Source organism: Maritimibacter sp. HL-12 (assembly GCF_900177545.1).
In the GTDB taxonomy this organism is placed as follows: domain Bacteria; phylum Pseudomonadota; class Alphaproteobacteria; order Rhodobacterales; family Rhodobacteraceae; genus Sinisalibacter.
The window spans coordinates 586,759-609,516 of record NZ_FXBQ01000001.1 but is presented as its reverse complement, the minus strand read 5'-3'; the positions used below and the strand labels follow the sequence as shown (position 1 = coordinate 609,516).

At 64.7% G+C, this 22,758-nt stretch carries 28 protein-coding genes; 13 read left to right on the top strand and 15 right to left on the bottom strand.

Going from position 1 to position 22,758, the window contains the following annotated elements; genetic code table 11:
* Positions 1–150 precede the first annotated feature (150 nt).
* A complete protein-coding gene (locus B9Y97_RS03085; protein WP_085528071.1) occupies positions 151–1,860 on the bottom strand; it encodes a bifunctional sulfate adenylyltransferase/adenylylsulfate kinase in 1,710 nt (569 codons plus the stop codon).
* Positions 1,861–2,055: 195 nt separating this feature from the next.
* Complete coding sequence (gene trxB / locus B9Y97_RS03080) at positions 2,056–3,030, bottom strand: thioredoxin-disulfide reductase (RefSeq protein WP_085525379.1); 975 nt, start codon at positions 3,028–3,030, stop codon at positions 2,056–2,058.
* A 195-nt stretch (positions 3,031–3,225) separates the two neighbouring features.
* Here trxB and B9Y97_RS03075 point away from each other — a divergent pair, with 195 nt between their 5' ends.
* Positions 3,226–3,726 carry an Lrp/AsnC family transcriptional regulator gene (locus B9Y97_RS03075; protein ID WP_085525378.1) on the top strand — a complete coding sequence of 167 codons (501 nt, stop codon included), beginning with the start codon at positions 3,226–3,228 and terminating at the stop codon, positions 3,724–3,726.
* 74 nt (positions 3,727–3,800) lie between these two features.
* Here the strand turns inward: B9Y97_RS03075 and B9Y97_RS18310 are convergent, their stop codons facing one another.
* From B9Y97_RS18310 to lgt, 4 genes are all read right to left on the bottom strand, one after another.
* Positions 3,801–3,929: a hypothetical protein gene (locus tag B9Y97_RS18310; protein WP_254900836.1), complete on the bottom strand. Its 129-nt coding sequence runs from the start codon at positions 3,927–3,929 to the stop codon at positions 3,801–3,803.
* A gap of 178 nt (positions 3,930–4,107) precedes the next feature.
* Positions 4,108–4,866, bottom strand: a complete 759-nt coding sequence (pgeF, locus tag B9Y97_RS03070; protein ID WP_085525377.1) for a peptidoglycan editing factor PgeF — start codon at positions 4,864–4,866, stop codon at positions 4,108–4,110.
* Positions 4,863–5,921: a class I SAM-dependent methyltransferase gene (locus tag B9Y97_RS03065; protein ID WP_085525376.1), complete on the bottom strand. Its 1,059-nt coding sequence runs from the start codon at positions 5,919–5,921 to the stop codon at positions 4,863–4,865. Before B9Y97_RS03065 ends, pgeF begins: the two co-directional genes overlap by 4 nt.
* Positions 5,918–6,793, bottom strand: a complete 876-nt coding sequence (lgt, locus tag B9Y97_RS03060; protein ID WP_085528070.1) for a prolipoprotein diacylglyceryl transferase — start codon at positions 6,791–6,793, stop codon at positions 5,918–5,920. The genes B9Y97_RS03065 and lgt overlap by 4 nt, the downstream gene beginning before the upstream one ends.
* Before the next feature lie 90 nt (positions 6,794–6,883).
* Here lgt and B9Y97_RS03055 point away from each other — a divergent pair, with 90 nt between their 5' ends.
* Positions 6,884–7,144, top strand: a complete 261-nt coding sequence (locus tag B9Y97_RS03055) for an accessory factor UbiK family protein (protein WP_085528069.1) — start codon at positions 6,884–6,886, stop codon at positions 7,142–7,144.
* Between the two features lie 80 nt (positions 7,145–7,224).
* Positions 7,225–7,596, top strand: coding sequence for a CAP domain-containing protein (locus B9Y97_RS03050; protein ID WP_139828210.1), 372 nt, complete (start codon positions 7,225–7,227; stop codon positions 7,594–7,596).
* 87 nt (positions 7,597–7,683) lie between these two features.
* On the opposite strand, the gene B9Y97_RS03045 is transcribed toward B9Y97_RS03050, so the two are convergent.
* The gene (locus tag B9Y97_RS03045; protein WP_085525374.1) at positions 7,684–8,520 is read right to left on the bottom strand and encodes an SseB family protein; all 837 of its coding nucleotides are present in this window, start codon (positions 8,518–8,520) and stop codon (positions 7,684–7,686) included.
* A complete protein-coding gene (locus B9Y97_RS03040) occupies positions 8,520–9,113 on the bottom strand; it encodes a uracil-DNA glycosylase family protein (RefSeq protein ID WP_085528068.1) in 594 nt (197 codons plus the stop codon). Before B9Y97_RS03040 ends, B9Y97_RS03045 begins: the two co-directional genes overlap by 1 nt.
* Positions 9,114–9,220: 107 nt before the next feature.
* On the opposite strand from B9Y97_RS03040, the gene B9Y97_RS03035 reads away from it, so the two are divergent.
* From B9Y97_RS03035 to B9Y97_RS03005, 7 genes are all read left to right on the top strand, one after another.
* Positions 9,221–9,559: an ArsR/SmtB family transcription factor gene (locus B9Y97_RS03035; RefSeq protein WP_085525373.1), complete on the top strand. Its 339-nt coding sequence runs from the start codon at positions 9,221–9,223 to the stop codon at positions 9,557–9,559.
* 1 nt (position 9,560) lies between these two features.
* Positions 9,561–10,598 carry a permease gene (locus tag B9Y97_RS03030; RefSeq protein ID WP_085525372.1) on the top strand — a complete coding sequence of 346 codons (1,038 nt, stop codon included), beginning with the start codon at positions 9,561–9,563 and terminating at the stop codon, positions 10,596–10,598.
* A gap of 272 nt (positions 10,599–10,870) precedes the next feature.
* Positions 10,871–11,530, top strand: coding sequence for an ABC transporter ATP-binding protein (locus B9Y97_RS03025; protein WP_085528067.1), 660 nt, complete (start codon positions 10,871–10,873; stop codon positions 11,528–11,530).
* The gene (locus B9Y97_RS03020; RefSeq protein ID WP_085525371.1) at positions 11,508–13,220 is read left to right on the top strand and encodes a KpsE/RkpR family capsule polysaccharide export protein; all 1,713 of its coding nucleotides are present in this window, start codon (positions 11,508–11,510) and stop codon (positions 13,218–13,220) included. Before B9Y97_RS03025 ends, B9Y97_RS03020 begins: the two co-directional genes overlap by 23 nt.
* Positions 13,217–14,062, top strand: coding sequence for a 3-deoxy-8-phosphooctulonate synthase (gene kdsA, locus B9Y97_RS03015; protein ID WP_085525370.1), 846 nt, complete (start codon positions 13,217–13,219; stop codon positions 14,060–14,062). Before B9Y97_RS03020 ends, kdsA begins: the two co-directional genes overlap by 4 nt.
* 216 nt (positions 14,063–14,278) lie before the next feature.
* Positions 14,279–14,875 carry an SAM-dependent methyltransferase gene (locus B9Y97_RS03010; RefSeq protein WP_085525369.1) on the top strand — a complete coding sequence of 199 codons (597 nt, stop codon included), beginning with the start codon at positions 14,279–14,281 and terminating at the stop codon, positions 14,873–14,875.
* A gap of 37 nt (positions 14,876–14,912) precedes the next feature.
* A complete protein-coding gene (locus tag B9Y97_RS03005; RefSeq protein ID WP_085525368.1) occupies positions 14,913–16,259 on the top strand; it encodes an MATE family efflux transporter in 1,347 nt (448 codons plus the stop codon).
* Between the two features lie 293 nt (positions 16,260–16,552).
* Here B9Y97_RS03005 and B9Y97_RS03000 read toward each other — a convergent pair whose 3' ends face one another.
* The 5 genes from B9Y97_RS03000 to B9Y97_RS02980 all read right to left on the bottom strand — a co-directional run bounded on the left by B9Y97_RS03000 (position 16,553) and on the right by B9Y97_RS02980 (position 19,586).
* Complete coding sequence (locus B9Y97_RS03000; RefSeq protein WP_139828209.1) at positions 16,553–17,200, bottom strand: hypothetical protein; 648 nt, start codon at positions 17,198–17,200, stop codon at positions 16,553–16,555.
* Positions 17,201–17,294: 94 nt separating this feature from the next.
* Positions 17,295–18,203: an FAD-dependent thymidylate synthase gene (gene thyX, locus B9Y97_RS02995; RefSeq protein ID WP_085525366.1), complete on the bottom strand. Its 909-nt coding sequence runs from the start codon at positions 18,201–18,203 to the stop codon at positions 17,295–17,297.
* A gap of 108 nt (positions 18,204–18,311) precedes the next feature.
* Positions 18,312–18,809, bottom strand: coding sequence for a MarR family winged helix-turn-helix transcriptional regulator (locus B9Y97_RS02990; RefSeq protein WP_085525365.1), 498 nt, complete (start codon positions 18,807–18,809; stop codon positions 18,312–18,314).
* 109 nt (positions 18,810–18,918) lie between these two features.
* The gene (locus tag B9Y97_RS02985) at positions 18,919–19,188 is read right to left on the bottom strand and encodes an FAD assembly factor SdhE (protein WP_085525364.1); all 270 of its coding nucleotides are present in this window, start codon (positions 19,186–19,188) and stop codon (positions 18,919–18,921) included.
* A complete protein-coding gene (locus B9Y97_RS02980; protein ID WP_085525363.1) occupies positions 19,185–19,586 on the bottom strand; it encodes a helix-turn-helix domain-containing protein in 402 nt (133 codons plus the stop codon). Before B9Y97_RS02980 ends, B9Y97_RS02985 begins: the two co-directional genes overlap by 4 nt.
* Before the next feature lie 81 nt (positions 19,587–19,667).
* Between B9Y97_RS02980 and B9Y97_RS02975 the strand changes: the two genes are divergently transcribed.
* A complete protein-coding gene (locus tag B9Y97_RS02975) occupies positions 19,668–20,870 on the top strand; it encodes a pyridoxal phosphate-dependent aminotransferase (protein ID WP_085525362.1) in 1,203 nt (400 codons plus the stop codon).
* Positions 20,871–20,967: 97 nt separating this feature from the next.
* On the top strand, positions 20,968–21,363 hold the full coding sequence (locus tag B9Y97_RS02970; RefSeq protein WP_085525361.1) for a hypothetical protein: 396 nt from the start codon (positions 20,968–20,970) through the stop codon (positions 21,361–21,363).
* A 178-nt stretch (positions 21,364–21,541) separates the two neighbouring features.
* Here the strand turns inward: B9Y97_RS02970 and B9Y97_RS02965 are convergent, their stop codons facing one another.
* Positions 21,542–21,748: a cold-shock protein gene (locus B9Y97_RS02965; protein ID WP_085525360.1), complete on the bottom strand. Its 207-nt coding sequence runs from the start codon at positions 21,746–21,748 to the stop codon at positions 21,542–21,544.
* 226 nt (positions 21,749–21,974) lie between these two features.
* Here B9Y97_RS02965 and B9Y97_RS02960 point away from each other — a divergent pair, with 226 nt between their 5' ends.
* Positions 21,975–22,373, top strand: coding sequence for a DUF2177 family protein (locus tag B9Y97_RS02960; RefSeq protein ID WP_085525359.1), 399 nt, complete (start codon positions 21,975–21,977; stop codon positions 22,371–22,373).
* A 52-nt stretch (positions 22,374–22,425) separates the two neighbouring features.
* Here B9Y97_RS02960 and B9Y97_RS02955 read toward each other — a convergent pair whose 3' ends face one another.
* Complete coding sequence (locus B9Y97_RS02955; protein ID WP_085525358.1) at positions 22,426–22,632, bottom strand: cold-shock protein; 207 nt, start codon at positions 22,630–22,632, stop codon at positions 22,426–22,428.
* Between the last annotated feature and the right edge of the window lie 126 nt (positions 22,633–22,758).

The window sequence follows — 22,758 nt, the reverse complement described above, 5'->3', positions numbered from 1 at the left end:
TCCTCACCAAGCCTTCGCCAAGACGTCATGCCTTGGTCGCGTGGAATGTATTTCGGGCTGAAACCAGCCCTGACAAGGGGGGCGATTGCCGATAGGTCGCCGCGAGATGGGCGCTGGGTGAAAAATTCCGCGCGATGCCCGGCCCGACCGCTACTGCGCGGCGATCAGACCCATCGATTCCAGCTTCAGGACCACCTGGTGGGCGCAGTTGTCGACCTCGACACCCTCGGTATCGACCCGCAGTTCGGGGGTTGCCGGTTCCTCGTAGGGATCGGAAATGCCGGTGAATTCCTTGATCTTGCCTTCGCGCGCCAGTTTGTAGAGCCCCTTGCGGTCGCGTCGCTCGCATTCCTCCAGCGAGGTGGCGACGTGCACCTCGACGAAAGCGCCGTATTGCTCGATTTCTTCGCGCACGGCGCGACGGGTGGCGGTGTAGGGCGCGATCGGGGCACAGATCGCGATGCCGCCGTTCTTGGTGATCTCGCTCGCCACGTAGCCGATGCGGCGGATGTTGAGATCGCGGTGCGCCTTGGAGAAGCCGAGTTCCGACGACAGGTTCTTGCGCACCACGTCGCCGTCAAGCAACGTGACCGGGCGGCCGCCCATCTCCATCAGTTTGACCATCAGGGCATTGGCGATGGTCGATTTGCCGGAGCCCGAAAGCCCGGTGAAGAACACCGTGAAGCCCTGCTGCGAGCGCGGCGGCGAGGTGCGGCGCAACTCCTTCACCACCTCGGGGAACGAAAACCAATCGGGGATCTCGAGCCCTTCGCGCAGGCGGCGGCGCAACTCGGTGCCCGAAATGTCGAGCACGGTGTCGCCTTCGGGCACTTCGGTGACGGGGAAGTATTGAGCCTTTTCCTGCACATAGACCATGTGTTTGAAATCGACCATCTCGACGCCGATCTCGTCCTGGTATTGCTTGAACAGCTCCTGCGCCTCGTAGGGACCGTAAAAATCCTCGCCCGCCGAGTTCTTGCCGGGACCGGCGTGATCGCGCCCGACGATGAAATGGGTCACGCCGTGGTTGGCGCGGATCAACCCGTGCCAGACCGCCTCGCGCGGGCCGGCCATGCGCATGGCAAGGTTCAGCAGGCTCATCGACGTGGTCGATTGCGGATATTTGTCGAGCACCGCCTCGTAGCAGCGCACGCGGGTGAAGTGATCGACGTCGCCGGGCTTGGTCATCCCCACGACCGGGTGGATCAAGAGGTTGGCCTGGGCTTCCTTGGCGGCGCGGAAGGTGAGTTCCTGATGCGCGCGATGCAGCGGGTTGCGGGTCTGGAACGCCACGATCCGGCGCCAGCCCAGCTTGCGGAAATAGGCGCGCAGCTCGTTGGGCGTGTCGCGCCGCCCGCGGAAATCGTAATGCACCGGCTGCTGGATGCCGGTGACCGGTCCGCCGAGATACACCTTGCCGGCGGTATTGTGCAGGTAGTTGACGGCCGGGTGCGCCACGTCGTCGGCCCCGAACACCATCTGGGCCTCGCGCGCCTTGTTCGGCACCCAGGAATCGCTGATCGTCATGGTGGCGAGGATCACGCCTTCCTGGTCGCGCAGCGCGATGTCCTGCCCCTCTTCGAGCCCGGCGGCGAAATCTTCCGACACGTCGAGGGTGATCGGCATCGGCCAGAGCGTGCCATCGGCCAGACGCATGTTTTCCACCACGCCGTCGTAATCCGCTTCGCTGAGGAAGCCCTTGAGCGGGCTGAAGCCGCCGTTCATCAACAATTCCAGATCGCAGACCTGGCGCGGCGTCAGATCCCAGCTTACCAGATTGGCCGCCTCATGCTTCAGCTTCTGCGCGCTGTCGTAGGACACGTAGAGTTCGGAAATCGGGGCTAGGTTGGGCAACATCATGTACTCGGCCTTGTTGTTCATTGCTCAGGATGCCGTGCAAGGGACGGCTGGCGCGCGCATCTACGCGCCAGAGGGCTGCGGTTTCAAGTTCAACCGGGGCGATAACCGGAAATTGCGGCGAAAATGGCTCTGCTTGACGAAAAAAACCGCCCCCGGTTTCGGGGGCGGTCGGGTTTTCGGGAAATCGTTTTTCGCTCAGGCGATCTCGGTCACGACCGTCTCGGTCACGTCGTCCATTTCGGCAATGAACTTTTCGGCATCCAGCGCCGCCATGCAGCCCATGCCCGCCGAGGTCACGGCCTGGCGGTAGACGTGATCGGTGAGGTCACCTGCGGCGAAAACGCCGGGGATCGAGGTGCGGGTGGTGCCAGGCTCGACCTTCACATAGCCGCCGTTGTGCAACTCCAGCACGTCTTTCACCAGTTCCGACGCTGGGGCGTGGCCGATCGCGATGAAGACGCCATCGGCGGGCACCTCGGTGATCGCGCCGGTCTTGACGTGCCTTGCGCGCACCCCGGTGACGCCCATCGGCATGTCGGTGCCGACGATCTCGTCGATGGTGTGATCCCAGAGCACCTCGACCTTCGGGTGCTTGAACAGGCGGTTTTGCAGGATCTTCTCGGCGCGCAACTCGTCGCGCCGGTGGATCAGCGTGACCTTCTGGCCGAAGTTGGTGAGGAACAGCGCCTCCTCCACGGCGGTATTGCCGCCGCCGACCACGACGATGTTCTTCTCGCGGTAGAAGAAGCCGTCGCAGGTGGCGCAGGCCGACACGCCGAAGCCCTTGAACTTGTCTTCGCTGGGCAGGCCAAGCCACTTCGCGCGAGCGCCGGTGGCGAGGATGACCGAATCGGCGGTGTAGATGTCGCCGGAGTCGCCCCGGGCGGTGAAGGGGCGCTTGGTGAGATCGAGATCGGTGATGATATCCTGGATGATGGTTGTGCCCATCGCCGCGGCGTGGTCCTGCATCTTGACCATCAGTTCAGGCCCCTGAACCTCGGTGAAGCCGGGATAGTTTTCCACCTCGGTGGTGGTGGTGAGCTGGCCACCCGGCTCCATCCCCTGCACGAGGATCGGCGAGAGCATGGCGCGGGCGGCATAGACCCCGGCAGTGTAGCCCGCCGGCCCGGAGCCGATGATGAGAACCTTGGTGTGATGTGTCTCGGACATGGTTTTATCCCTCGGAATTCATGGTTGCCTCCGATATAGTCCGGTCGGCACGGCCCCGAAACCCCTTGCGACATGCTGTCAACGGGCCGGGGTGCGACCACATGTGCCGGAAATGATCTTGCGCGGTGGCGAAACTTTATTGCGCATCGCTGCGCGCGCGGGTAGATTCCGCGCAACTTTGCCAAGGAATTCCCGATGTCACCTCACAAGCTCGACGCGATCGACCGCATGATTCTCGCCGAATTGCAGGCCGACGGGCGTATGACCAACGTGGAACTGGCCAAGCGGGTGGGCATTTCCGCGCCGCCCTGTCTTCGCCGGGTGCGTACGCTGGAGGAAGCCGGGTACATCCGCGGCTATCACGCCAAGGTCGATGCGCGCAGGCTTGGCTTCGAGGTGCAGGTCTTCGCCATGGTCGGGCTGGTCAGCCAGGCCGAGGCCGATCTCGTGGCCTTCGAGGAACGTTGCCGGGCGTGGCCGTTGGTGCGCGAGTGCCATATGCTGAACGGCGAGGTGGATTTTCTGCTCAAATGCGTCGCGCCGGATCTTTCGACGTTCCAGAACTTTCTCACCGAGCAACTGACCGCTGCGGAGAACGTGGCGAGCGTGAAAACCTCGCTGGTGATCCGGGATGCCAAGGACGAGCCGGGCGTGCCCTTCGACGTGCTCGAGGCGCGGGTCAACACCGCGCCCTGAGGCGCTGCCGGGAAAAAAGCCGCTCCCCCCAGGAGCGGCCTTTCAGGTCTTGATCGAGATACGAGGGCGGCGGATCAGGCGGCGAGCGCACGGGCGCGGGCAGCGGCCTTCCAGCCGGCGCGACGGCTGCCGCGGGCCCACGGCAGGGCGATCGTTTCGGTTTCGGCGGCCTTGATGACCGATTTCATCCAGCGTTTTCTCATCTTTCTGTCCCTTCGTTCGGCTTTTCCGTGGCCAGTGCTCTCCAGCCGGCATGAAGACGTTATCGCCTTGGATTGGGGCAGGTTTTGGGCGCGCGGGGGGAAAGTCGGCGGCGCTTTGCGGTCAACAATGAGCGCCATCCCCTTGGGGGTGTTTCCCGACCGTCGACAATTTGCGGCGCTACAGGCGGATCGCCGAAATCAGCCGGCCATAGTCGGGTTCTTTGCGATGCACCGAGCGGCGATAGGAAAAAAAGCGCTCCGCGTCGGCATAGGTGCAATCGCCGGTCCATTCGGCATGGCCCACGCCGGCCCGCCGCAAACGGTCGAGACCGAAGGCCGGCAGGTCGAAGAGGGCGCGATCGCCGGTGCCGCGCTTGAAAAAGCGGGCATGGTCGGGGCTTGCAATGATGAACCGGGCGACGAACTCGGGGCCGACTTCGTAATTCGGCTGGCTGATCGTCGGGCCGATCACTGCGGCTATCCGGTCCCGCCGCGCGCCGAGCGCCTCCATCTCGTCGAGCGTGGCTTCGAGCACACCGTCGAGCGCCCCTTTCCACCCTGCATGTGCGGCCCCGATCACTCCGGCCGCCGGGTCTGCAAACAGCACCGGTTCGCAATCGGCGGTGAGGATCGCGAGGGCGATGCCGGGGGTGGCGGTGACCATCGCATCGGCTTCGGGGCGGGGCTGCCCCAGCGGTCCGGTGACGCTGACCACGTTGGCGCTGTGGGTCTGGTGGACGGTGACGAGCCGATCCGGCTCCACTGCCATCGTTGCGGCCACCCGCGCCCGGTTGAGCGCCACGGCTTCGTTCTGATCGCCGGAACCGCCGCCGCAGTTCAGCCCGGCATAGATCCCGGACGATACGCCGCCGCTGCGGGTGTAGAACCCGTGGGCGATGCCGTCGAGCGCGGCGGATGTGATGGCATCGAGAGTCATTTTTCCAGTCCGGCCAGCATGGGCGCGCCCGGTGGCACGAGGGCGAGCACCTTGAACAGCGTTCCCATTTCGTCGGGGTGCGTCAACCGTCGATGCGCGGCGACATGCGCCTCTCGAGCGGGGCCGCTCAGCCGCTGGGCAAGGGTCTCGGCGCGCGGCGTAATCCCGAGGCGTTCGAGAAACACCCCCTGTGGCGTGAGGCGCGACGTGGCAAGCTCCTGTGCGGCACGCGCCAGTGCTTCGAAATCGACATGCGCGGTGAGGTCGGCCGCGCCGGGGGTGGCGAGCGGATCGACCGGGGCATGGCCCTGGACGGCCTGCAGGGTATCGCCGAGTGACCGCCAATCGCCGTAATCGACGATCAGCGCCGCGCCGCCGTGGGCTGCAATGCGCCGGGAGATCTCCGTCATGATCGGCATGGCGGCGGGGCAGATCTCGACCAGCCCGCCCTCGGCCACGTCGCTGCGGTGGGCAAGCTCGGGCGGCTGATCGGGCGCACCGATGCCGAAGGCGAGGGCCGCCCCGTCGAGCCCGACCAACCGCTCGCGCCAGTTATCGCCCGCGCGGATGAATTGCCGGATCGGAAGCGCATCGAAAAACTCGTTGGCGATCAGGAAAAGCGGGGCCTCGGGGAGGGTGTCGGTGCGGTCGTGATGGGTGATCGCATGGCCCGCCAGGGCCACGCGCTGCTTTTCGCGCAAGGTGGGCGAGGCTTCGACGAGATGCACCCGGAGTGCGTCGTGAAAGCCCGGCACCTGCTTGGTGGCGCGCAGGATATCGGCCATCAGCGTGCCGCGCCCGGGGCCAAGCTCGGCCAGTGTGATGCGCCCGGGCGCGCCCTGATCGATCCAGGCCTGCGCCAGCGCCAGCCCGACAAGCTCCCCGAACATCTGGCTGATCTCCGGCGCGGTGGTGAAGTCGCCCGCCGTCCCGAGCGGATCGCGGTTGGTGTAGTAGCCCCATTGCGGGTGCAGCAGGCTTTCGGCCATGAACTCGGCCACCGTGATCGGTCCGGCCTCGGCGATCCGGGCCCGGAGCGCCGCTTCGAGGCTCATGCCCGCGCGCGCCGGGTGGCCCAGATCAATGTGAGCACACCGGCGACGATCATCGGCAGGGTGAGCACCTGGCCCATCGTCATGCCGAGAAAAACGTGGCCCGCTGGATTGTCGTGGGTGATGTATTGCGCATCGGCCTCGCGGAAGAACTCCACCGTGAAGCGCGCCAGCCCGTAGCCGAGGAAGAAGGTGCCGGCGATCCGCCCCGGTGTTTTCAGCCAGCCGCGCCCGTAGGCGAGGAAGGCGAGCACCGCCATCAGCACCAGCCCCTCCAGCGCCGCCTCGTAAAGCTGCGAGGGGTGGCGCGCGCATGGCCCCTCGACGCCGGGGCAATCCTGCGCCCGCGCACCGGGGAAGATCACCCCCCAGGGCGCATCTGTCGGCCGGCCCCATAGCTCGGCATTGATGAAGTTCGTCACCCGCACGAGGCCCAGCCCCGGCGGCGTGGCCAGCGCGATCAGGTCGGCAACCGAGGCGGTGGGCAAGCCGTTGCGTCGCGAGAACAGCCAGGCCCCCAGCACCACGCCGAGAAAGCCGCCGTGAAACGACATGCCACCCTGCCAAACCTTCAGGATTTCGAGCGGATTGGCGAGGTAGTAGCCGGGCTGGTAGAACAGCACGAAGCCAAGCCGTCCGCCCGCGATGATGCCCACCACCATCCAGGTGACCATCTCTTCGAGTTGCGCCCGGGTCATCGGCGCGCCGCTTTGCCACAGGGTAGCGTTGGCAATGGCGCGCGACATGATCCACCACGCGATCACGATACCGGCGATATAGCCCATGGCATACCAGCGCAGCGCGAAGTGGAAGCCGCCGAGGTCGATCGAGAAGATCTCGGGCGAGAGGTCGGGGAAGGGGATCGCGGCAAACATGCCGCCTTGTTGCGGCGGCGCGCGCGGGGTGTCAACCTTGTGGATCACGCCTGCCTGCGCCATATTGAGACAAAGCGCATGGAGGCGGCAATGCAAACCCGAAACAAGGTTCTCGACGACATATCGCAACTGATGACCAACGCCATGGGCGTTGCACAAGGCGCGCGGTCCGAGGCGGAAACTGCGATGAAAAGCTGGATGGACCGCTGGCTGGCCGACCGCCAGTTGGTGACCCGCGAGGAATTCGACGCAGTGCGCGCGATGGCGCAAAAGGCGCGCGAGGAGAACGAGGCGCTGAAGGCGCGGATCGAGGCGCTGGAATCGGCCGGCAAGGTCAAGGCCAAGAAGTGAAAGCCCTCGCGCTTGCGGCCTTGCTCGCGGTTGGTGCCCCGGCTGCGGCTTGTGAGCTACCGGACAATGCCGCGCGCCTGATGGCCGATGCGGGCGCAACGATGAACGCCGAGCGCAAGGCGGCAGGGCGCAAGGCGCTGATCCGCGATGCCCGGCTCGACAAGGCCGCGCAATCACATGCCTGCTGGATGGCCGAAACCGACACCTTTTCGCACAAGGGCGCGGGCGGCAGCCTGCCCAAGCGGCGGATCACCGCCACCGGCTATCGCCCGATGCTGACCGCCGAGAACATCGCTTTCGGCCAGAGCTCCGGCGCGCGGGTGATCGCGGAATGGATGGAGTCGTCCGGGCACCGCGAAAACATCCTGCGCCGAGGCGTTGTCGAGTATGGCGTCGGCGTGGCGCTGATGCAGGGGCGGCCGGTCTGGGTAATGGTCTACGCCGACAAATAAGCAGCCGCGTTTGCGTGAAATGTGAAAACGCCGCCCCGGAAAGGGCGGCGTTTCGCGTTGGAAATATCTGAATCCGTCAAGTTCAGATCATCTCAGGATCGGCGGCTTGGTCGGATCGCTGCCCGGCGCGGGGTGGATCTCTTCATAACCGTCGTCATCGCGCTCGCCCGCGTCGGGGTTGGGGAATTCGTAACGCAGGCCCATGTGGTCGAGGTGTTCGCAGATCGGATCGTTCGCCGCGAAGAAGGCCACGTCGACGCTGGCCAGATCGGTGCCCGAGAAGATCAATGCCTCGTGGGTGGCACGCGCCAGCGCCTCCTCTGCACCGGGCTGGGCGTCGATGAAAGCCAGAAGCCAGCCCTCGCGATCGTCGGAATAGGTGCCTTTGACGAAGACCGCATGGCTCGCGAGCCCGGCGGCGCTCACCAGTTTTTCCTCCAGCCCCTCGATCAGCCCGTCAGGCAGGCCGAAGGGCGGGGCGATGGCGATCAGCGAGGCTTCGCCTTCGGCGGGCTTGTTCGCCAGCGTTTCGGACAGCCAGTCCATCGCCGTTGACGGCAGCATGATCGAAGAAACCGCCACGTCGAGGTTCAGCGCCAGCCCGACACCCTGACCGGCGATCGCCTGCGCGATCACCCGTCCCGGCAGGGCGGCATAGGGCAGGGGTTTGTTGCCGTAGTCGGCGGCGAAGGCCCCGAGCCGCTCTTCGGTGTCGAACACAAGGGCATAGCGCTCGATATTGGCGGTTTCCTTGTTGTCGATCTCGAGCACCTCGGGATCGAGCACCTCGCCCTCGGGCTCCTTGGAGAGCAGCACGAACAGCGTGGTGTCGGCGAGACGCTGGTAGAACTTCAGCCGGGCGGCATCGTTCTCGGGGTCTTCCATCATGTCGGCGTGGACATGGTCGAGCGGGGTCAGGGCCATCAGGTTTCTCCTCCGAGTTCTTCGGCCACGCGATTGCGGAGCACCGGCAGAAGCTCGGTCTCGAACCACGGGTTTTGCTTGAGCCATCCCGTATTGCGCCACGACGGATGTGGCAAGGGAAAGACCGCGGGCGCATGGTCGCGCCAGCCCCGCACGGTTTCGGTCATTCGGCTCTTTGCACCAAGATAGCGGCGCTGGGCATGAGCGCCCACGAGCAGCGTCAGGCGGACTTCGGGCAAAGCCGCGTCGACGGCATCGTGCCAGGTTTCGGCGCAGATCCGGGGCGGCGGCAGATCGGCGCCGCGCGCGTCATAGCCGGGAAAGCAGAAGGCCATCGGCGTGATCGCCACGCGGGCGCGATCGTAAAAGGTTTCGCGGTCCACCCCCATCCATAGGCGCAACCGGTTGCCGGAGGCGTCGTTGAAGGGCAGGCCGGATTCGTGCACGCGCAGCCCCGGTGCCTGCCCGATCACCCGGACATGGGCGGAAGGGGCGAACCATGCGACCGGGCGCGGCGCATGGCCGGTGGCGGTGGCGGCGAAGGCCTCGGTACAGAGGCGGCAGGCGGCAATCTTGTCGGCAAGCGCGGGCATGGCCCAGAGATAGGCCGGGGCCGGGCAGGGGGCAACGGCGCTCTGGATATTTCGACATTCATGAAAATGTTCTTGCATGATGCCAATATTTCGATATTTGTAGAAGTATGAAAAACGAATCCTGCTCCATCACCGCCCTGCCTGTCGAGGTTGCCGCCTCGGCCTTCGCCGCGCTCGGCTCCGAACAACGTCTCCAGGTGCTGCGCCAGCTTGTGCGGGCCGGGCCGGAGGGGCTCAGCATGGGCGAACTGGGCGTGCGCACGGGCGTGACCGGCTCGACCCTGACCCACCATCTCAAGATACTCGCGAGCGCCGGGCTCGTGAGCCAGGAAAAGCGCGGCCGGTCGATCATCTGCGGTGCCGCCGACTACGACAAGATGCAGGCCCTGGCCGACTACCTGTTGTCGGAATGCTGTGCCGATTGCGCGCCCGGGGAGGGGCAATAACATGGCCGATACCACGCAAAGCACTTTTGTATCCCGTTTCAGGCCCGACTGGGCCTGGGTGGTGATCCTGTCAATCCCGGCTGTGCTTGCGGTCGTCGCGCCCGAGGCGTTGCGCCCGACGCTCGAATTTGCCGGGCGTGCCTTCGCGCAGACCGGGGTTTTCATCCTCTTCGCGGTCTCGGCGGTGGCCTACATGAAGGCGACCGGGGCGGAGAACCTCCTGGCGCGCGCCTTCGAGGGGCGCGAGGTTCGGATGATCTTTCTCGCGGCCCTCATGGGCGGGCTGTCGCCGTTCTGCTCCTGCGAGGTGATCCCGTTCATCGCCGCGCTCTTGGCGGTTGGCGCGCCGCTCTCGGCGGTGATGGCGTTCTGGCTTTCGTCACCGCTGATGGACCCGGCGATGTTCCTGATTACCCTCGGTGAGCTTGGCCTGCCATTCGCGCTGGGCAAGACGGTGGCGGCGGTCGGGCTTGGCGTGTTCGGCGGTTTCGCGGTGCGCGGCCTGACGAGAAGCGCATTGTTTGCCGATCCGCTGAAGAATGCGCCGGTGCAAAGCTGCGGCTGCAATACGTCGTGCGGGACCGACAAGCCGTTCTCGGGGGCCGTGGTCTGGAAGTTCTGGCCCGATGCCGACCGACGCGAAACCTTCCGCAAGACCGCGCTCGAAAACATCCTGTTTCTCGGCAAATGGCTGCTGCTGGCCTACATGATTGAAGCCCTGATGGTGCGCTACGTGCCTGCCGATCTGGTCGCGCAGATGCTTGGCGGGAATGGCGTGGGCCCGGTTGTGCTCGGGGCCTTCGTGGGTGCCCCCGCCTATCTCAACGGCTACGCCGCGGTGCCGCTGGTGGCCGGCCTGCTCGAACAGGGTATGAGTGCGGGCGCGGCGATGTCGTTCATGATCGCGGGCGGGGTCAGCTCGATCCCCGCCGCCATCGCGGTCTGGGCGCTGGTGAAACCGCGGGTGTTTGCCGCATATCTCGGACTCGCCGTGACCGGGGCGATCATCGCCGGTTTGGTCTGGGGCCTCGTCGCCTGAACGGCGGGCTTGTCAGACCCCGAGCCACCCGGCACCAGCGTCGATCCGTCCCACCCCGGGTGGGGCGGCTTCGGCTTGGCTTGAATATCCTCAAATCGTACACAGATAGGGGGGAGCCGTGCCATAGTCTCGCCGAAATCGGCCCCGAGCCTTTGTTTTATGGGCGCGACGCGCGACATAATGGTGCCAGATTAGGCCCTTATACCCCTTCATTAACAATGCTCGACTACAAGGGCGCAAAGAGGCACAATGCGGGGCCGAGGCACGCAAACATGATCGAGTTCAGGAACGTCAGCAAGTCCTACTGGACGGGCAAGCAGCGCAAGGTCATCCTCGACCATGCGTCGTTCCGGGTTGAACCCGGTCAAAGCCTCGGGATTCTGGCCCCGAACGGATCGGGCAAGACCACCGTCATCAACATGATGGCGGGGCTGGAAAAGCCCGACGAGGGCGAGATTGTGAAAACCTCGCGCGTCTCGTTCCCGCTGGGCTTCATGGGCGGCGTGATTTCGCGGCTCTCGGCGAAGGAAAACGCCCGCTACGTGGCCAAGCTGTATGGTCTGGACCCGGACTACATCGAGGCCTATACGCGCTGGTTGTGCGGGTTGGAGGAGTATTATGATTTCCCGGTTGGCACCTATTCGTCGGGCATGCGCGCCCGGTTTTCATTCTCGCTGCTGTTGGCGCTCGAGTTCGATATCTACCTGATCGATGAAGGCATGCCGCAGACGACCGACGCGGAATTCAATCGCAAGGCGGGTGACGTGCTCAAGGAGCGGCTGAACAACGCAACCGTTGTCATCGTCAGTCACCAGGCTAAAACGCTGGAAAAATTCGCCAGCTCCGCGGCTGTTCTCCGCGACGGGCAATTGCATATGTTTGACACCTTGGAAGAAGCGAAACAGCTGTATGACTACCAAACCCAAGGCTAAGAAGTTCCGCATCCGCCGCTCGTCGGTGTTCGATGGCGGGCAGGCGACGGAAGAGGCGCGGCCCGATCCGGCAGAGAATGCGCCGCGCTCACTCAACCCGCTCGAAGAATCGGTTGTCGATGGCACCGAAGACGGTTTCCCCGATGAGGGTTTCTCGACCGCCGGTCGCGGGTCGGCCAAGCCGGCCAACGACAACCCGGACGACACCGGCGATGCCCATGGCGAAGACGAACTGGCGGCGATCCGCAAGGAGGGTCTGACCGGGCGGCAATTGCGCATGGCCCGCAGGCTTGCGCAGAAGCACGGTTTGCCCGCCACCTCCGATTACGATGCGGTACGGCTCCTGCGCCGTGCCGGGATCGATCCGTTTCACCGGGCCAACATGCTCGAACTGGTTTCTGCCGACGGCGGGCCGCTGAAGGGTCCGGGTGGTGGCAACCTGCCGCAAACCGTGCCCGGCGGCGGTGCCGGATTGCCGCAGACGATCCAGAGCCAGAAGGCGCAACTGCCGTCGACCAACGTGATGAATGCTGCCGAGCGGGCGCGTTCGGTGATCGAGATCCAGAAGGACATCGCCCGCCGACGCCGGCGCAAACTCGTTCTGCTCTTCACCCGGCTGGCGTTTTTCGTTTTCCTGCCAACCCTGCTGGCGGGGTATTATTACTATGCTATCGCCACGCCGATGTATGCCACCAAGTCGGAGTTCGTGATCCAGAAGGCCGAATCCAGTCAATCGGGCCTCGGCAGCCTCTTTGCCGGCTCCGGGTTGGCGACCAGCCAGGATTCGGTCACCGTCCAAAGCTATCTGACCTCGCGCGACGCGATGCTTCGGCTCGATGCGGAACTCGGGTTCAAGTCGCATTTCTCGGACCCCGAGATCGACCCGATCCAGCGCCTTGACGCGAACGCGAGCAACGAACAGGCCTACAAGCTCTACAAGCGCAACGTGAAGATCGGCTTTGATCCGACCGAGGGCATCGTGAAGATGGAAGTCGTCGCGGCAAACCCCGAGCTTTCGGCGGCTTTCTCGGAAGCGCTGATCCGCTATTCCGAGGAAAGGGTCGACAATCTCACCGCGCGGTTGCGCGATGACCAGATGGCCGGCGCGATGGAAAGTTACCTCACGGCCGAGGAGCGGCGGGTGGAAGCGCAGAGTGAAGTGCTGCGCCTGCAACAGGATCTTGGCGTGTTCGACGCAACATCGGACGCCAGCGCCGTGATGACACAGGTCACCAATTTCGAAACCCAGTTGGCCGAGAAACAGCTTCAACTGCAACAGCTTCTGGACAATGCCCGGCCCAACCAGGCGCGGGTGGAAGGGGTTCGCGGTGATATTCGCAGACTCGAGTCGCTGATCGTCGAGTTGCGCGGCAAACTTACCGAGGCAGGCGGCACCACCGCGTCCGGCGGCAGCCTCGCCCAGATTTCGGGCCAGTTGGCGATCGCTCAATCCGATCTCGAAACCCGGACCGCGCTGTTGCAGCAGGCGCTCCAGCAGCTCGAATCCGCGCGGATCGAGGCCAACAAGCAGACCCGCTATCTCGAAATGGGCGTGCACCCGGTGGCCCCCGACCAGCCGACCTATCCGCGCGCCTTCGAGAACACGATCCTCGCCTTCCTGGTGTTCTCGGGGATCTACCTGATGCTCTCGCTCACCGCCTCGATCCTGCGTGAGCAGGTCTCGGGATGACGCGACACCGCCGGCTGGACATCGGCGGCGTCACCATCGGCAACGATATGCCGCTGGTGCTGATCGCCGGGCCATGCCAGCTTGAGGGGCTCGACCACGCGCTCGCCATCGCCGAACCCCTCAAGGCGGCGTGTGCCGCAAACGGGCTCGGCTTCATCTTCAAGGGGTCATTCGACAAGGCCAATCGCACAGCCGCGGGCACGCCACGCGGGCCCGGGATGGACGCCGGACTCGCGGTTCTCGCCGGTGTCAAGGCGCGGCTCGGCGTGCCGGTGCTGACCGATATCCACCTGCCCGCGCAGGCCGCGGTGGTGGCCGAGGTGGCCGATGTGTTGCAGATCCCCGCCTTTCTCAGCCGCCAGACCGACCTGTTGCAGGCCGCCGGGCGAACCGGGCGCGCGGTCAATATCAAGAAGGGCCAGTTCCTTGCCCCGTGGGACATGGCCCGCGCGGCAGAAAAGGTTGCCGCCACCGGCAACGCGGCGATCCTGCTCACCGAGCGCGGCACGAGTTTTGGCTACAATACGCTGGTGGCCGATATGCGCGCGCTGCCGATCATGGGGGCAACCGGCTACCCGGTGATCATGGATGCCACCCACGCGGTGCAGATGCCGGGCGGGCAGGGCGAGGTTTCGGGCGGAGACCGGCGCATGGCCCCGGTGCTCGCCCGCGCCGCTGTTGCGCTGGGGATTGGCGGTGTTTTCATCGAAACCCACCCCGACCCGGACAACGCCCCGTCGGACGGGCCAAACATGATCCGGCTCGACGACATGAGCGGGTTGATCGGCGATCTCGCGGCCTTCGACCGCTTGGCCAAAGCGCGCCCGATGCGGCTGGACTGACCGGGGCAAGGCCCGCGCCAACTATCGGGCCGACACAATTCTCTCGCGCATGTTATCGGTGCCGGTGATGCCCGGCGGTGGCCAAGCCCGGCGGGTGTGTCTACAGGTACGGGGATGAAAATCCGCGGTCGGGCAAGCGTGCGTGATGTCGGCTTGCGCGGTGGCGGAGGTGGTCCCGTGTGACCGCCATGGTCCGTCGCAAGGAGGTTTGACTGCATGTGGAATGACCGTTTCGCCACCGCCGATTACGTGTTCGGAAAAGAACCGGCCGCGTTTCTCGTTGACCACGCGTCCTGGCTCACGCCCGGCGCGCGCGGGCTTTCGGTGGCCGATGGCGAGGGGCGCAACGCGGTGTTCATGGCCGAGCGCGGGGTCGAGACCGTGGCGATGGACGCGAGCGAGAACGCCATTTCCAAGGCCCGGGCGCTGGCGCAGGAACGCGGCGTGGAGGTTGCTTTCCACCGTGCCGACATCTTCGACTGGGACTGGACGCCCGAGGCGTTCGATCTGGTCGTCGCGGTGTTCATCCAGTTTCTCGCGCCGGCCGCGCGCAGCGCGATTTTCGCCGGCATGGTGCAAACCCTGAAGCCCGGCGGCGTGCTTTTGCTGCACGGCTATACGCCCGAGCAGATCGCGCATGGCACCGGCGGTCCGGGCGTGCCGGAAAACCTCTACACCGAGGCGCTGTTGCGCGAGAGCTTCGCCGGGCTGGAGATTGTCGAGCTCAGGGCCTACGAGCGCGAGATCCGCGAAGGCGTGGGGCATAGTGGCCTGTCGGCGCTGATTGATCTCGTGGCGCGCAAACCGCTCTGAGGCTTGCGGGGCCTGACGGGGCATGCCACAGAAAAGCATGACCGCAGCAAGCCCGTTCCGCGCCCAGATCCGCGCCCATCTGGCCCTTGGCCTGCCGTTGATCGGCAGCCACCTTGCGCAGATGGCGATTGGCACCACCGACATGGTGATGCTCGGCTGGTATGACGTCGAGGCGCTGGCCGGGCTGGTGCTGGCCACCACGCTCTACATGGTCGTCTTCCTGTTCGGCTCGGGCTTCGCCTTCGCGGTGATGCCGCTGGTGGCGGCGGCGGCGGAGGCGGGCGACGAGGTGCGCATTCGCCGTGTCACCCGGATGGGGCTGTGGATTTCCACCGGCTTTGCGCTGGCGGTGATGCCGCTGTTGTGGTTCTCGGCACCGCTCCTGCGGCTGCTCGGGCAGGAACCGGCGCTGGCCGAGGGCGCGCAGGATTACCTGCGGATCATGGGCTGGGGGATTATCCCCGCGCTCGCCGTGATGGTGCTCAAAAGCTACCTCTCCGCGCTCGAACGCGCCCGGGTGCAGCTTCTGGTGACGGTCGCGGCGGCGCTGGCCAACGTCGCCTTCAACCATGCCTTCATCTTCGGCAACTGGGGCGCGCCGGAACTGGGCATCAAGGGCGCTGCCATCGCCTCGCTCGGGGTGCAGATCATCTCGGTGGGCGCGCTCGTCCTCTACGCCATCCGCAGCTTCCCAGGGCACGACCTTTTTGCCCGGCTCTGGCGGCCCGACCCGGAGGCGCTGCGCGAGGTTACCGCGATGGGCTCGCACGTCGGCCTCACGGTGCTGGCCGAGGTCGGGATGTTCTCGGCGGCGGGGCTGCTGGTGGGCCTGCTCGGCACCGTGCCGCTCGCTGCGCATGGCATCGTGCTGCAGATCACCTCGCTCGCCTTCATGGTGCCGCTGGGGCTGTCGAACGCCGCCACCGTGCGCGCGGGCCGCGCCTTCGGTGCGCGCGACGGGGTGGCGCTCCGGCAGGGCGCCGCGGCGGCGCTCACGCTCGGGCTGGGCTGGGCCGGGCTCGCGATGCTGGCCTTCGTGGCGCTCCCCGAGGTGCTGGTGGGGCTCTACATCGAGCCGAACGAACCCCTGCGCGCCGAAATCCTCGCCATCGGCCGGGTGCTCCTGCTGGTCGCGGCGCTGTTCCAGTTCGCCGACGCGACGCAGGTGATCGCCGTTTCGCTGCTGAGGGGGATGCAAGACACCCGGGTGCCGATGCTGATCGCGGCGGGGAGCTACTGGCTGGTTGGCATGTCGGCGGCCTGGGTCTTCGGCTTTGTGCTGGGGCTCGGCGCGGCCGGGGTCTGGCTCGGCCTGCTGGCCGGGCTGGCTGCGGCGGCGGTGCTGCTCGGCACGAGGTTCTGGCGCCACGCGCGGGGGGTGTGAAGGGGCGGTGTTGGTGCCGGGATGAATCCGGGCCTACGGTGCCGCCCGTTGTTCCGTATGCATCGGTAGGCTTGCGCCCGGCCCGAGGGGTCCGATGTCGGTCGATTCAAGCACAACAGAGGTTCGCGCCCGGACCCGAGGGTGGGCGCACTTCGCGCCCGCCCTGGGGGCGGGTCGGGCGCGAACCGGATCGCAGGCGATCCGGTGGGGGGACTCGTGGGATAGGTCATTTCTCGGGTCGGATGTGGGGCTGTGGGTTGGCACCCACCCTACTCACGCGGCGTTTGTGCTCGTCAAACCCTTTCGAAGAACTTTTTTCGGAGTTTAGGCGCGATCGCTTCAATTGCAGGCTTGATTTCGTTCGCTGCGGCTCTTGAAGCTTTGATTGAAATTTTGTGGTCGCCGCTTTCTCGACCGACATCCTTCTCAACCAAAGTATTCCGCATAAGTTGAAGAATACGTTTGAATTCCTCCGAGAGTTCTTCCTCCACGAATATATCATTGAGGAAAACAGCGTTCCCAAATTCTTGCACAGCACTCCAAGCTTTATTGGATTTTGCGCGATCTTGAATTGCGAAATACTCCTCAGAAGGCTTAGCCGACTCAAGAATAATACGTTTCTGCGATTTCAATAGATCGAGGCTGTCCAAAAATTCACGGCGCATATCCTCTGGCATCTTCCCAATATCTTGATACTGCTGTATGGCCGATACATAATCTTGGAGTTCACCTTGGGCAATATTCAAAAGACGCCAACACTCGGACAATGCTGCGAACTCTTTTTCTTGACTTCTGACGGTAGCACTCAAAGAGCCATCTATTCTGGCTTGAAGCCCGGCGAGCTCCTTTGCATTGTCATGGCGAAACACCTCAATTTTTCGTGAGAATATATTCTCTAACCACGTTTGGCCCAAAAACCGGAACAAGGCAAACGCAACCACGGCGCCGCCCCCTCCCGCAGTGATTAAACCTAGGACTATCTCCGATACGTCAAGGCCACTAAGCATTCATAGACCTATATCCATCGTACGCACTTCATCCCCTCAAAACCCCCTCGAACTCCCGCCATTCCCCCTTGGACATGCCGGAGGTCTCCTGCGTGACCGTCTCACCCTTCACCATCCGCCGCACGCAGTCCAGCGCAGTGGCCGAAAGCGTCGCGCCACCCATGCGGTAGTCCTCGAACGCCCCGTAGGCGAAGGGCACCCAGTCGGCGACAACCGCCGCGATGGCTTCGGCGTAGACGCGAATCTCGTATTGGGCGTGGGGGTCGGCGCGCAGGCGGAGGAAGTGGAAGAGGTTGTGCAGGTCCACCTTCCAATACCACTGCGTGTAGATATTGGCGGGCAGGTTCATCCGGGCCAGTTCGCGGGCGAGGCCCTGCTGGCCGTCCTGGCCGATCATCGCCTGGTAATTGTCGTAGGCGCGGGCGCTGTCGGCCTTGAGGATTTCGAGCACGCGGGCGGCTTCCTCGTCGGCAAGCAATTCGCCGCGGCCCTGGTTGTTGACCGTCGATTGCGCGGCGAGGTGCTCGCGGGCGGGGATGTAGAATTCGCGATCAAGGATCGAGTAGCGGGCGGAGTATTCGTTGACGTTGGCGGTGCGGTGGCGGATCCATTGCCGGGCGACAAACACCGGCAGTTTGACGTGCAGCTTGATTTCGCACATCTCGAAGGGGGTGGAATGCCAGTGGCGCATGAGGTAGCGGATCAGCCCCTCGTCGTTCTGCACGCTCTTGGTGCCCTTGCCGTAAGAGACGCGGGCGGCCTGGCAGATCGCGGCATCGTCGCCCATGTAGTCGATCACCCGGACGAAGCCGTGATCGAGCACGTCGTGGGCGTTGTAGAGGTGGCGCTCCATGCCGGGGGCGGTGGCGCGCAGGGTCTCGCTGGGTGCCGAGCGCAATGCGTCGATCTCGGCCTGTTGTTCCGGGCTCAGGGCCATGGCGAATCTCTCCCTCGTTGATCCGCCCCACTATATCTTGCGCGATGCGCATACGCACCCGCGACATGACGGAGCATGGCGTGAGCGCGGGGCCGGGCCGGGGAGAGCCTAGTAGATGTAGCGGATCTGGTCGGTCCAGAAGCGTTCGATCCGCTTGAGCGCGGCGTTCACCTCGTCGAGCTGGCCGGGGGCGAGGATCGCGCGCGCCTCCAGCCCCTCGGCGTGGCGGACGAAGAGCGTGGCCACGGTTTCGCGCACCTCGCGGCCCTTGGCGGTGAGCCGGACCCGGACCGAGCGACGGTCGATCTCGGAGCGCTGGTGGTGCATGTAGCCCATCTCGACCAGCTTCTTGAGGTTGTAGGACACGTTCGAACCCTGGTAATAGCCGCGCGACTTGAGTTCGCCCGCCGTCACCTCGTTTTCCCCGATGTTGAACAGCAGGAGCGCCTGCACAGGGTTGATCTCGAGCACGCCGAGGCGCTCGAACTCATCCTTGATCACGTCGAGCACCAGCCGGTGCAGCCGCTCGACAAGGGCCAGCGACTCGAGATAGTCGCCAAGGTAGCCCGGCTTCAGGGCCTGCCCGATGGATGAATGCATGCTCATTCAACTCTCCACCAATTCCGATTGATCTCGGACCATCGGCGGAAACATCGAACATTCGGTTAAGCGACGCGGAAAAAAGGAAATTTCGCGCGGCCTTCGGACTATATGGTTAACCGCGCGCGGCGGTGCCGGCGTGCCCCGCGATCTCGTCGATCAGCGCGGCGAAGCGCGCGGGCGGCAAAACCTGCCCGGTGACCCATTGGTAGAGGTCCTGGTCGTTTTCCTCCAGCAACGCCTCGTAGCGGTCGAGCGCGTCGGCGGACATCGCGCCGAGACGCGCATCGCAGAACCGCCCGAGGATGATGTCCATCTCCTTGGTGCCGCGCCTTGCCGAGCGCATCGCCAGCCGCTTGAGGCGGTTTGCCGGTGTTTCGGTCATACCAGCGACGCTTCCATCAGTTTTTTGAGGTTCTTTTCCAGCCGGGCGAGGCGGTTGGCGGCCTCGTCGATATCGCCGCGCAGCTCGCGCATTTCGAGCAGAACCCGGCGGGCATCATGGGTAAGCGCGGGCTCGACGCCGGGCGGGTCCACGCCTTCGCCGTTGCCGTTGAGCAGCCACATCAACGAGACGTTGAGCAGACCGGCGAGCATCTGGAGGCGGTTTGCGCGCGGCTCGGAGAGGTCGTTCTCCCAGGCGGCCACGGTCTTTGACTTTACCCCGAGACGCTTGGCGAGGTCCTTCTGGCTGAGACTGGCTGCTTCGCGGGCCGCGGCGAGGCGATCGCCAAAGGTGGCGTGCTCGTCGGAAAACCAGTCGTCGGTCACGATGTCGGTCATGCAAGATCTCCCTACGCGCTTGATCGCGCTAAGGCCCCAATCTAAGAGATGCAGGAGAAAAGCACAAATCCGGGACCGACCATGCCTTTCCTTTCCGCGACGCTCGACCGCGTCAAACCGTCGCCGACCATCGCCGTGACCACCCTTGCGCAAGAGTTGAAGGCGGCGGGGCGTGACGTGATCGGCCTTGGCGCGGGCGAGCCCGATTTCGATACGCCCGACAACATCAAGGCCGCCGCAGTGGCCGCGATCGAGGCGGGCAAGACGAAATACACCGCGCCCGACGGGATGCCGGAACTCAAGCAGGCGATCGTGACCAAGTTCGCCCGCGAGAACGGGCTGAGCTACAGCACCGGCCAGATCAGCGTTGGCACCGGCGGCAAACAGATCCTCTACAACGCGCTGATGGCTACGCTGAACCCGGGCGACGAGGTGATCATTCCCGCGCCCTACTGGGTGAGCTATCCCGACATGGTGCTGCTGGCGGGCGGCGAGCCGGTGGCGGTGGAATGCGGGATCGAGACCGGCTTCAAGATGACACCCGACCAGCTTGAGGCCGCGATCACCCCGCGCACCAAGTGGCTCATCTTCAACTCGCCCTCCAATCCAACCGGCGCGGGCTATACCCGCGACGAGCTCAAGGGGCTCACCGATGTGCTGATGCGCCACCCGCAGGTCTGGGTGATGTCGGACGACATGTATGAGCACCTCGTGTTCGACGATTTCACCTTCACCACGCCCGCCCAGGTCGAACCCGGTCTTTACGACCGCACGCTCACCTGCAACGGCGTGTCAAAAGCCTATGCGATGACAGGCTGGCGGATCGGCTATGCGGGCGGGCCGGAGGCGCTGATCAAGGCGATGGGCAAGATCCAGAGCCAGAGCACCTCGAACCCCTGCACGATCAGCCAATGGGCCGCCGTCGAGGCGCTGAACGGGCCGCAGGACTTTCTTGCCGAAAACCGGGCGACCTTCCAGCGCCGGCGTGACCTCGTGGTGCGAATGCTCAACGCGGCGGAAGGGGTCGATTGTCCCACGCCGGAGGGGGCCTTCTATGTCTACCCGTCGATTGCCGGTTGTATCGGCAAGACCAGCGCGGGCGGCGCGAAGATCGAGACCGACGAGGATTTCTCCCGCGCGCTGCTGGAGGAAACCGGCGTCGCGGTGGTGTTCGGCGCGGCCTTCGGCCTCAGCCCGGCGTTCCGGGTCAGCTATGCCACCTCCGACGCGCAGCTCACGGAAGCCTGCACCCGGATTCAACGGTTTTGCGCGGGGTTGAAGTAATCGGGCGGAAGCCCTTGAACCGAAAGGCCCGCTGGCGTTAACTGTCCGCGGTCCGCGCCGGGGGCCTCCCTTCAGGCGGCGAGAAACGAGCAGAACCATGACAACCGAGTTGCCCGACTATTACTTCCGGGTCCGTGAAAACGGCGCCTTCGTTTTTCGCGTCGATACCGAAAACCGCCATCGCCGGATCGAGATGGACCAGATCGCGGTCATCAACATCAAGAATGGTGAAGTAAAGGCCCATGGCGACCGCGAGTTGAGCGCCGAAGACCGGGCCGCGATCGACGCATGGATCGAGGATCGCAAGGCAACGCTTGCCGCGCGCGATATCGACGACATCCTGCGCGCCGTCGACCACCTCAACCTGACCGCCCACTGGGCGCAATCGCGTGCCTCGGAGGAAGACCTCGAGGCGGTGACCGACGCGCTCCTGCTCGCGATGCACGATCTGCGCAGCGTGCTCGTGCGCAAGAAGGCCGAACGGCTGAGCTAACGGGCTGTCTGCGGGCAGTGCCCGGTTTCACCGGGACGCAACCCGGCGGCGCTGCCGTGCGCGGTCGCAAGCATTGCTCCGGCAGGTCCGGCCGCGACCGGCGCGATACCTGCGCAGAACGCAAAACCCCCGCCGAGCTTTCGCCCGACGGGGGTGATCTTTTCCTGAAAGCTCAGGCTCAGGCGAGTTTGATCGAACCAGCCGATTCGCGGCCGTCACGGCCGGACTCGAGTTCGAATTCAACTTTCTGGTCGTCCGCCAGGCCGGTGAGGCCGGCGCGCTCGACGGCCGAGATGTGAACGAACACGTCCTTGCCGCCGTTATCGGGCGCGATGAAGCCGAAGCCTTTGGTGGCGTTGAACCATTTCACGGTGCCAGTGGCCATTCCGTTTTCTCCTATCATGTGCCGCCCGCAACATGCAGCGGCTCGGTAGCGCAGTCGTGTCTCAGTCCGACTGTCTAGTGATAGAAGGCGGGAAGATAGATCTGTGGTACAGTCCCCAAATGGGGCTTCGTGGCCCATTTTGCAAGGAAAATCGACGTGGAGGCGTGATTCATCCGGATCAGGTGTCGGGGCGTAACCTAGTCAGACCCAAGGATCGGACCCTGTGATGCAAACCCTCGTGCTTTATTTCGTAACTGCAATTGTCTTTCTCGGCATCGACGCCGTGATGCTGAAAACCGTTCTTCGCCCGTTGTTCGAGACGCGCCTCGGCGACTGGATGCTCGACGATATCCGCATCGGACCGGCGGTGGTCTTCTACCTGTTCTACGTCGCCGGGGTGTTGTGGTTCGTCTCGCTTCCGGCGTTGAAGGAGGGTGCGCCGGTTCATGCGCTGATTGGCGGGGCGATCCTCGGGGCCCTGGCCTATGGCACCTACGAGTTCACCAATTATGCCACGCTGGCCCGATGGGCACCGCAAATGGTGGCCATCGACGTGGCTTGGGGGGCGGCGCTTACCGGGGTCTCGGCCTGGGCGGGGGTGATGGTGGCGCGCGCGTTCGGCTGACATGAAAAACCCCGCGCCGGGGGGCGCGGGGCGATCCTGCAAGGCAGGTGGTTCAGAGCAGCTTGAGTTCGCCTGCCGACTCGCGGCCGTCGCGACCTGCGATCAGTTCATACTCGATCTTCTGGTCGTCCTTCAGGCCGGTGAGGCCCGCGCGCTCGACGGCCGAGATGTGGACGAAAACGTCCTTGCCGCCGTCATCGGGCGCGATGAAGCCAAAACCCTTGGTGGAGTTGAACCATTTTACGGTGCCAGTGGCCATCCGATCTCTCCTTCATGTTGCCCGCCCGCGGAATTGCGACGGGGTGGTGCAGCCAGTCTTCAGCCTTCGGCTGCCCCGGAAGGGAGCGGTCGTCTGGAAGTTCTGTTGTCACTGGAATAGGGTGGC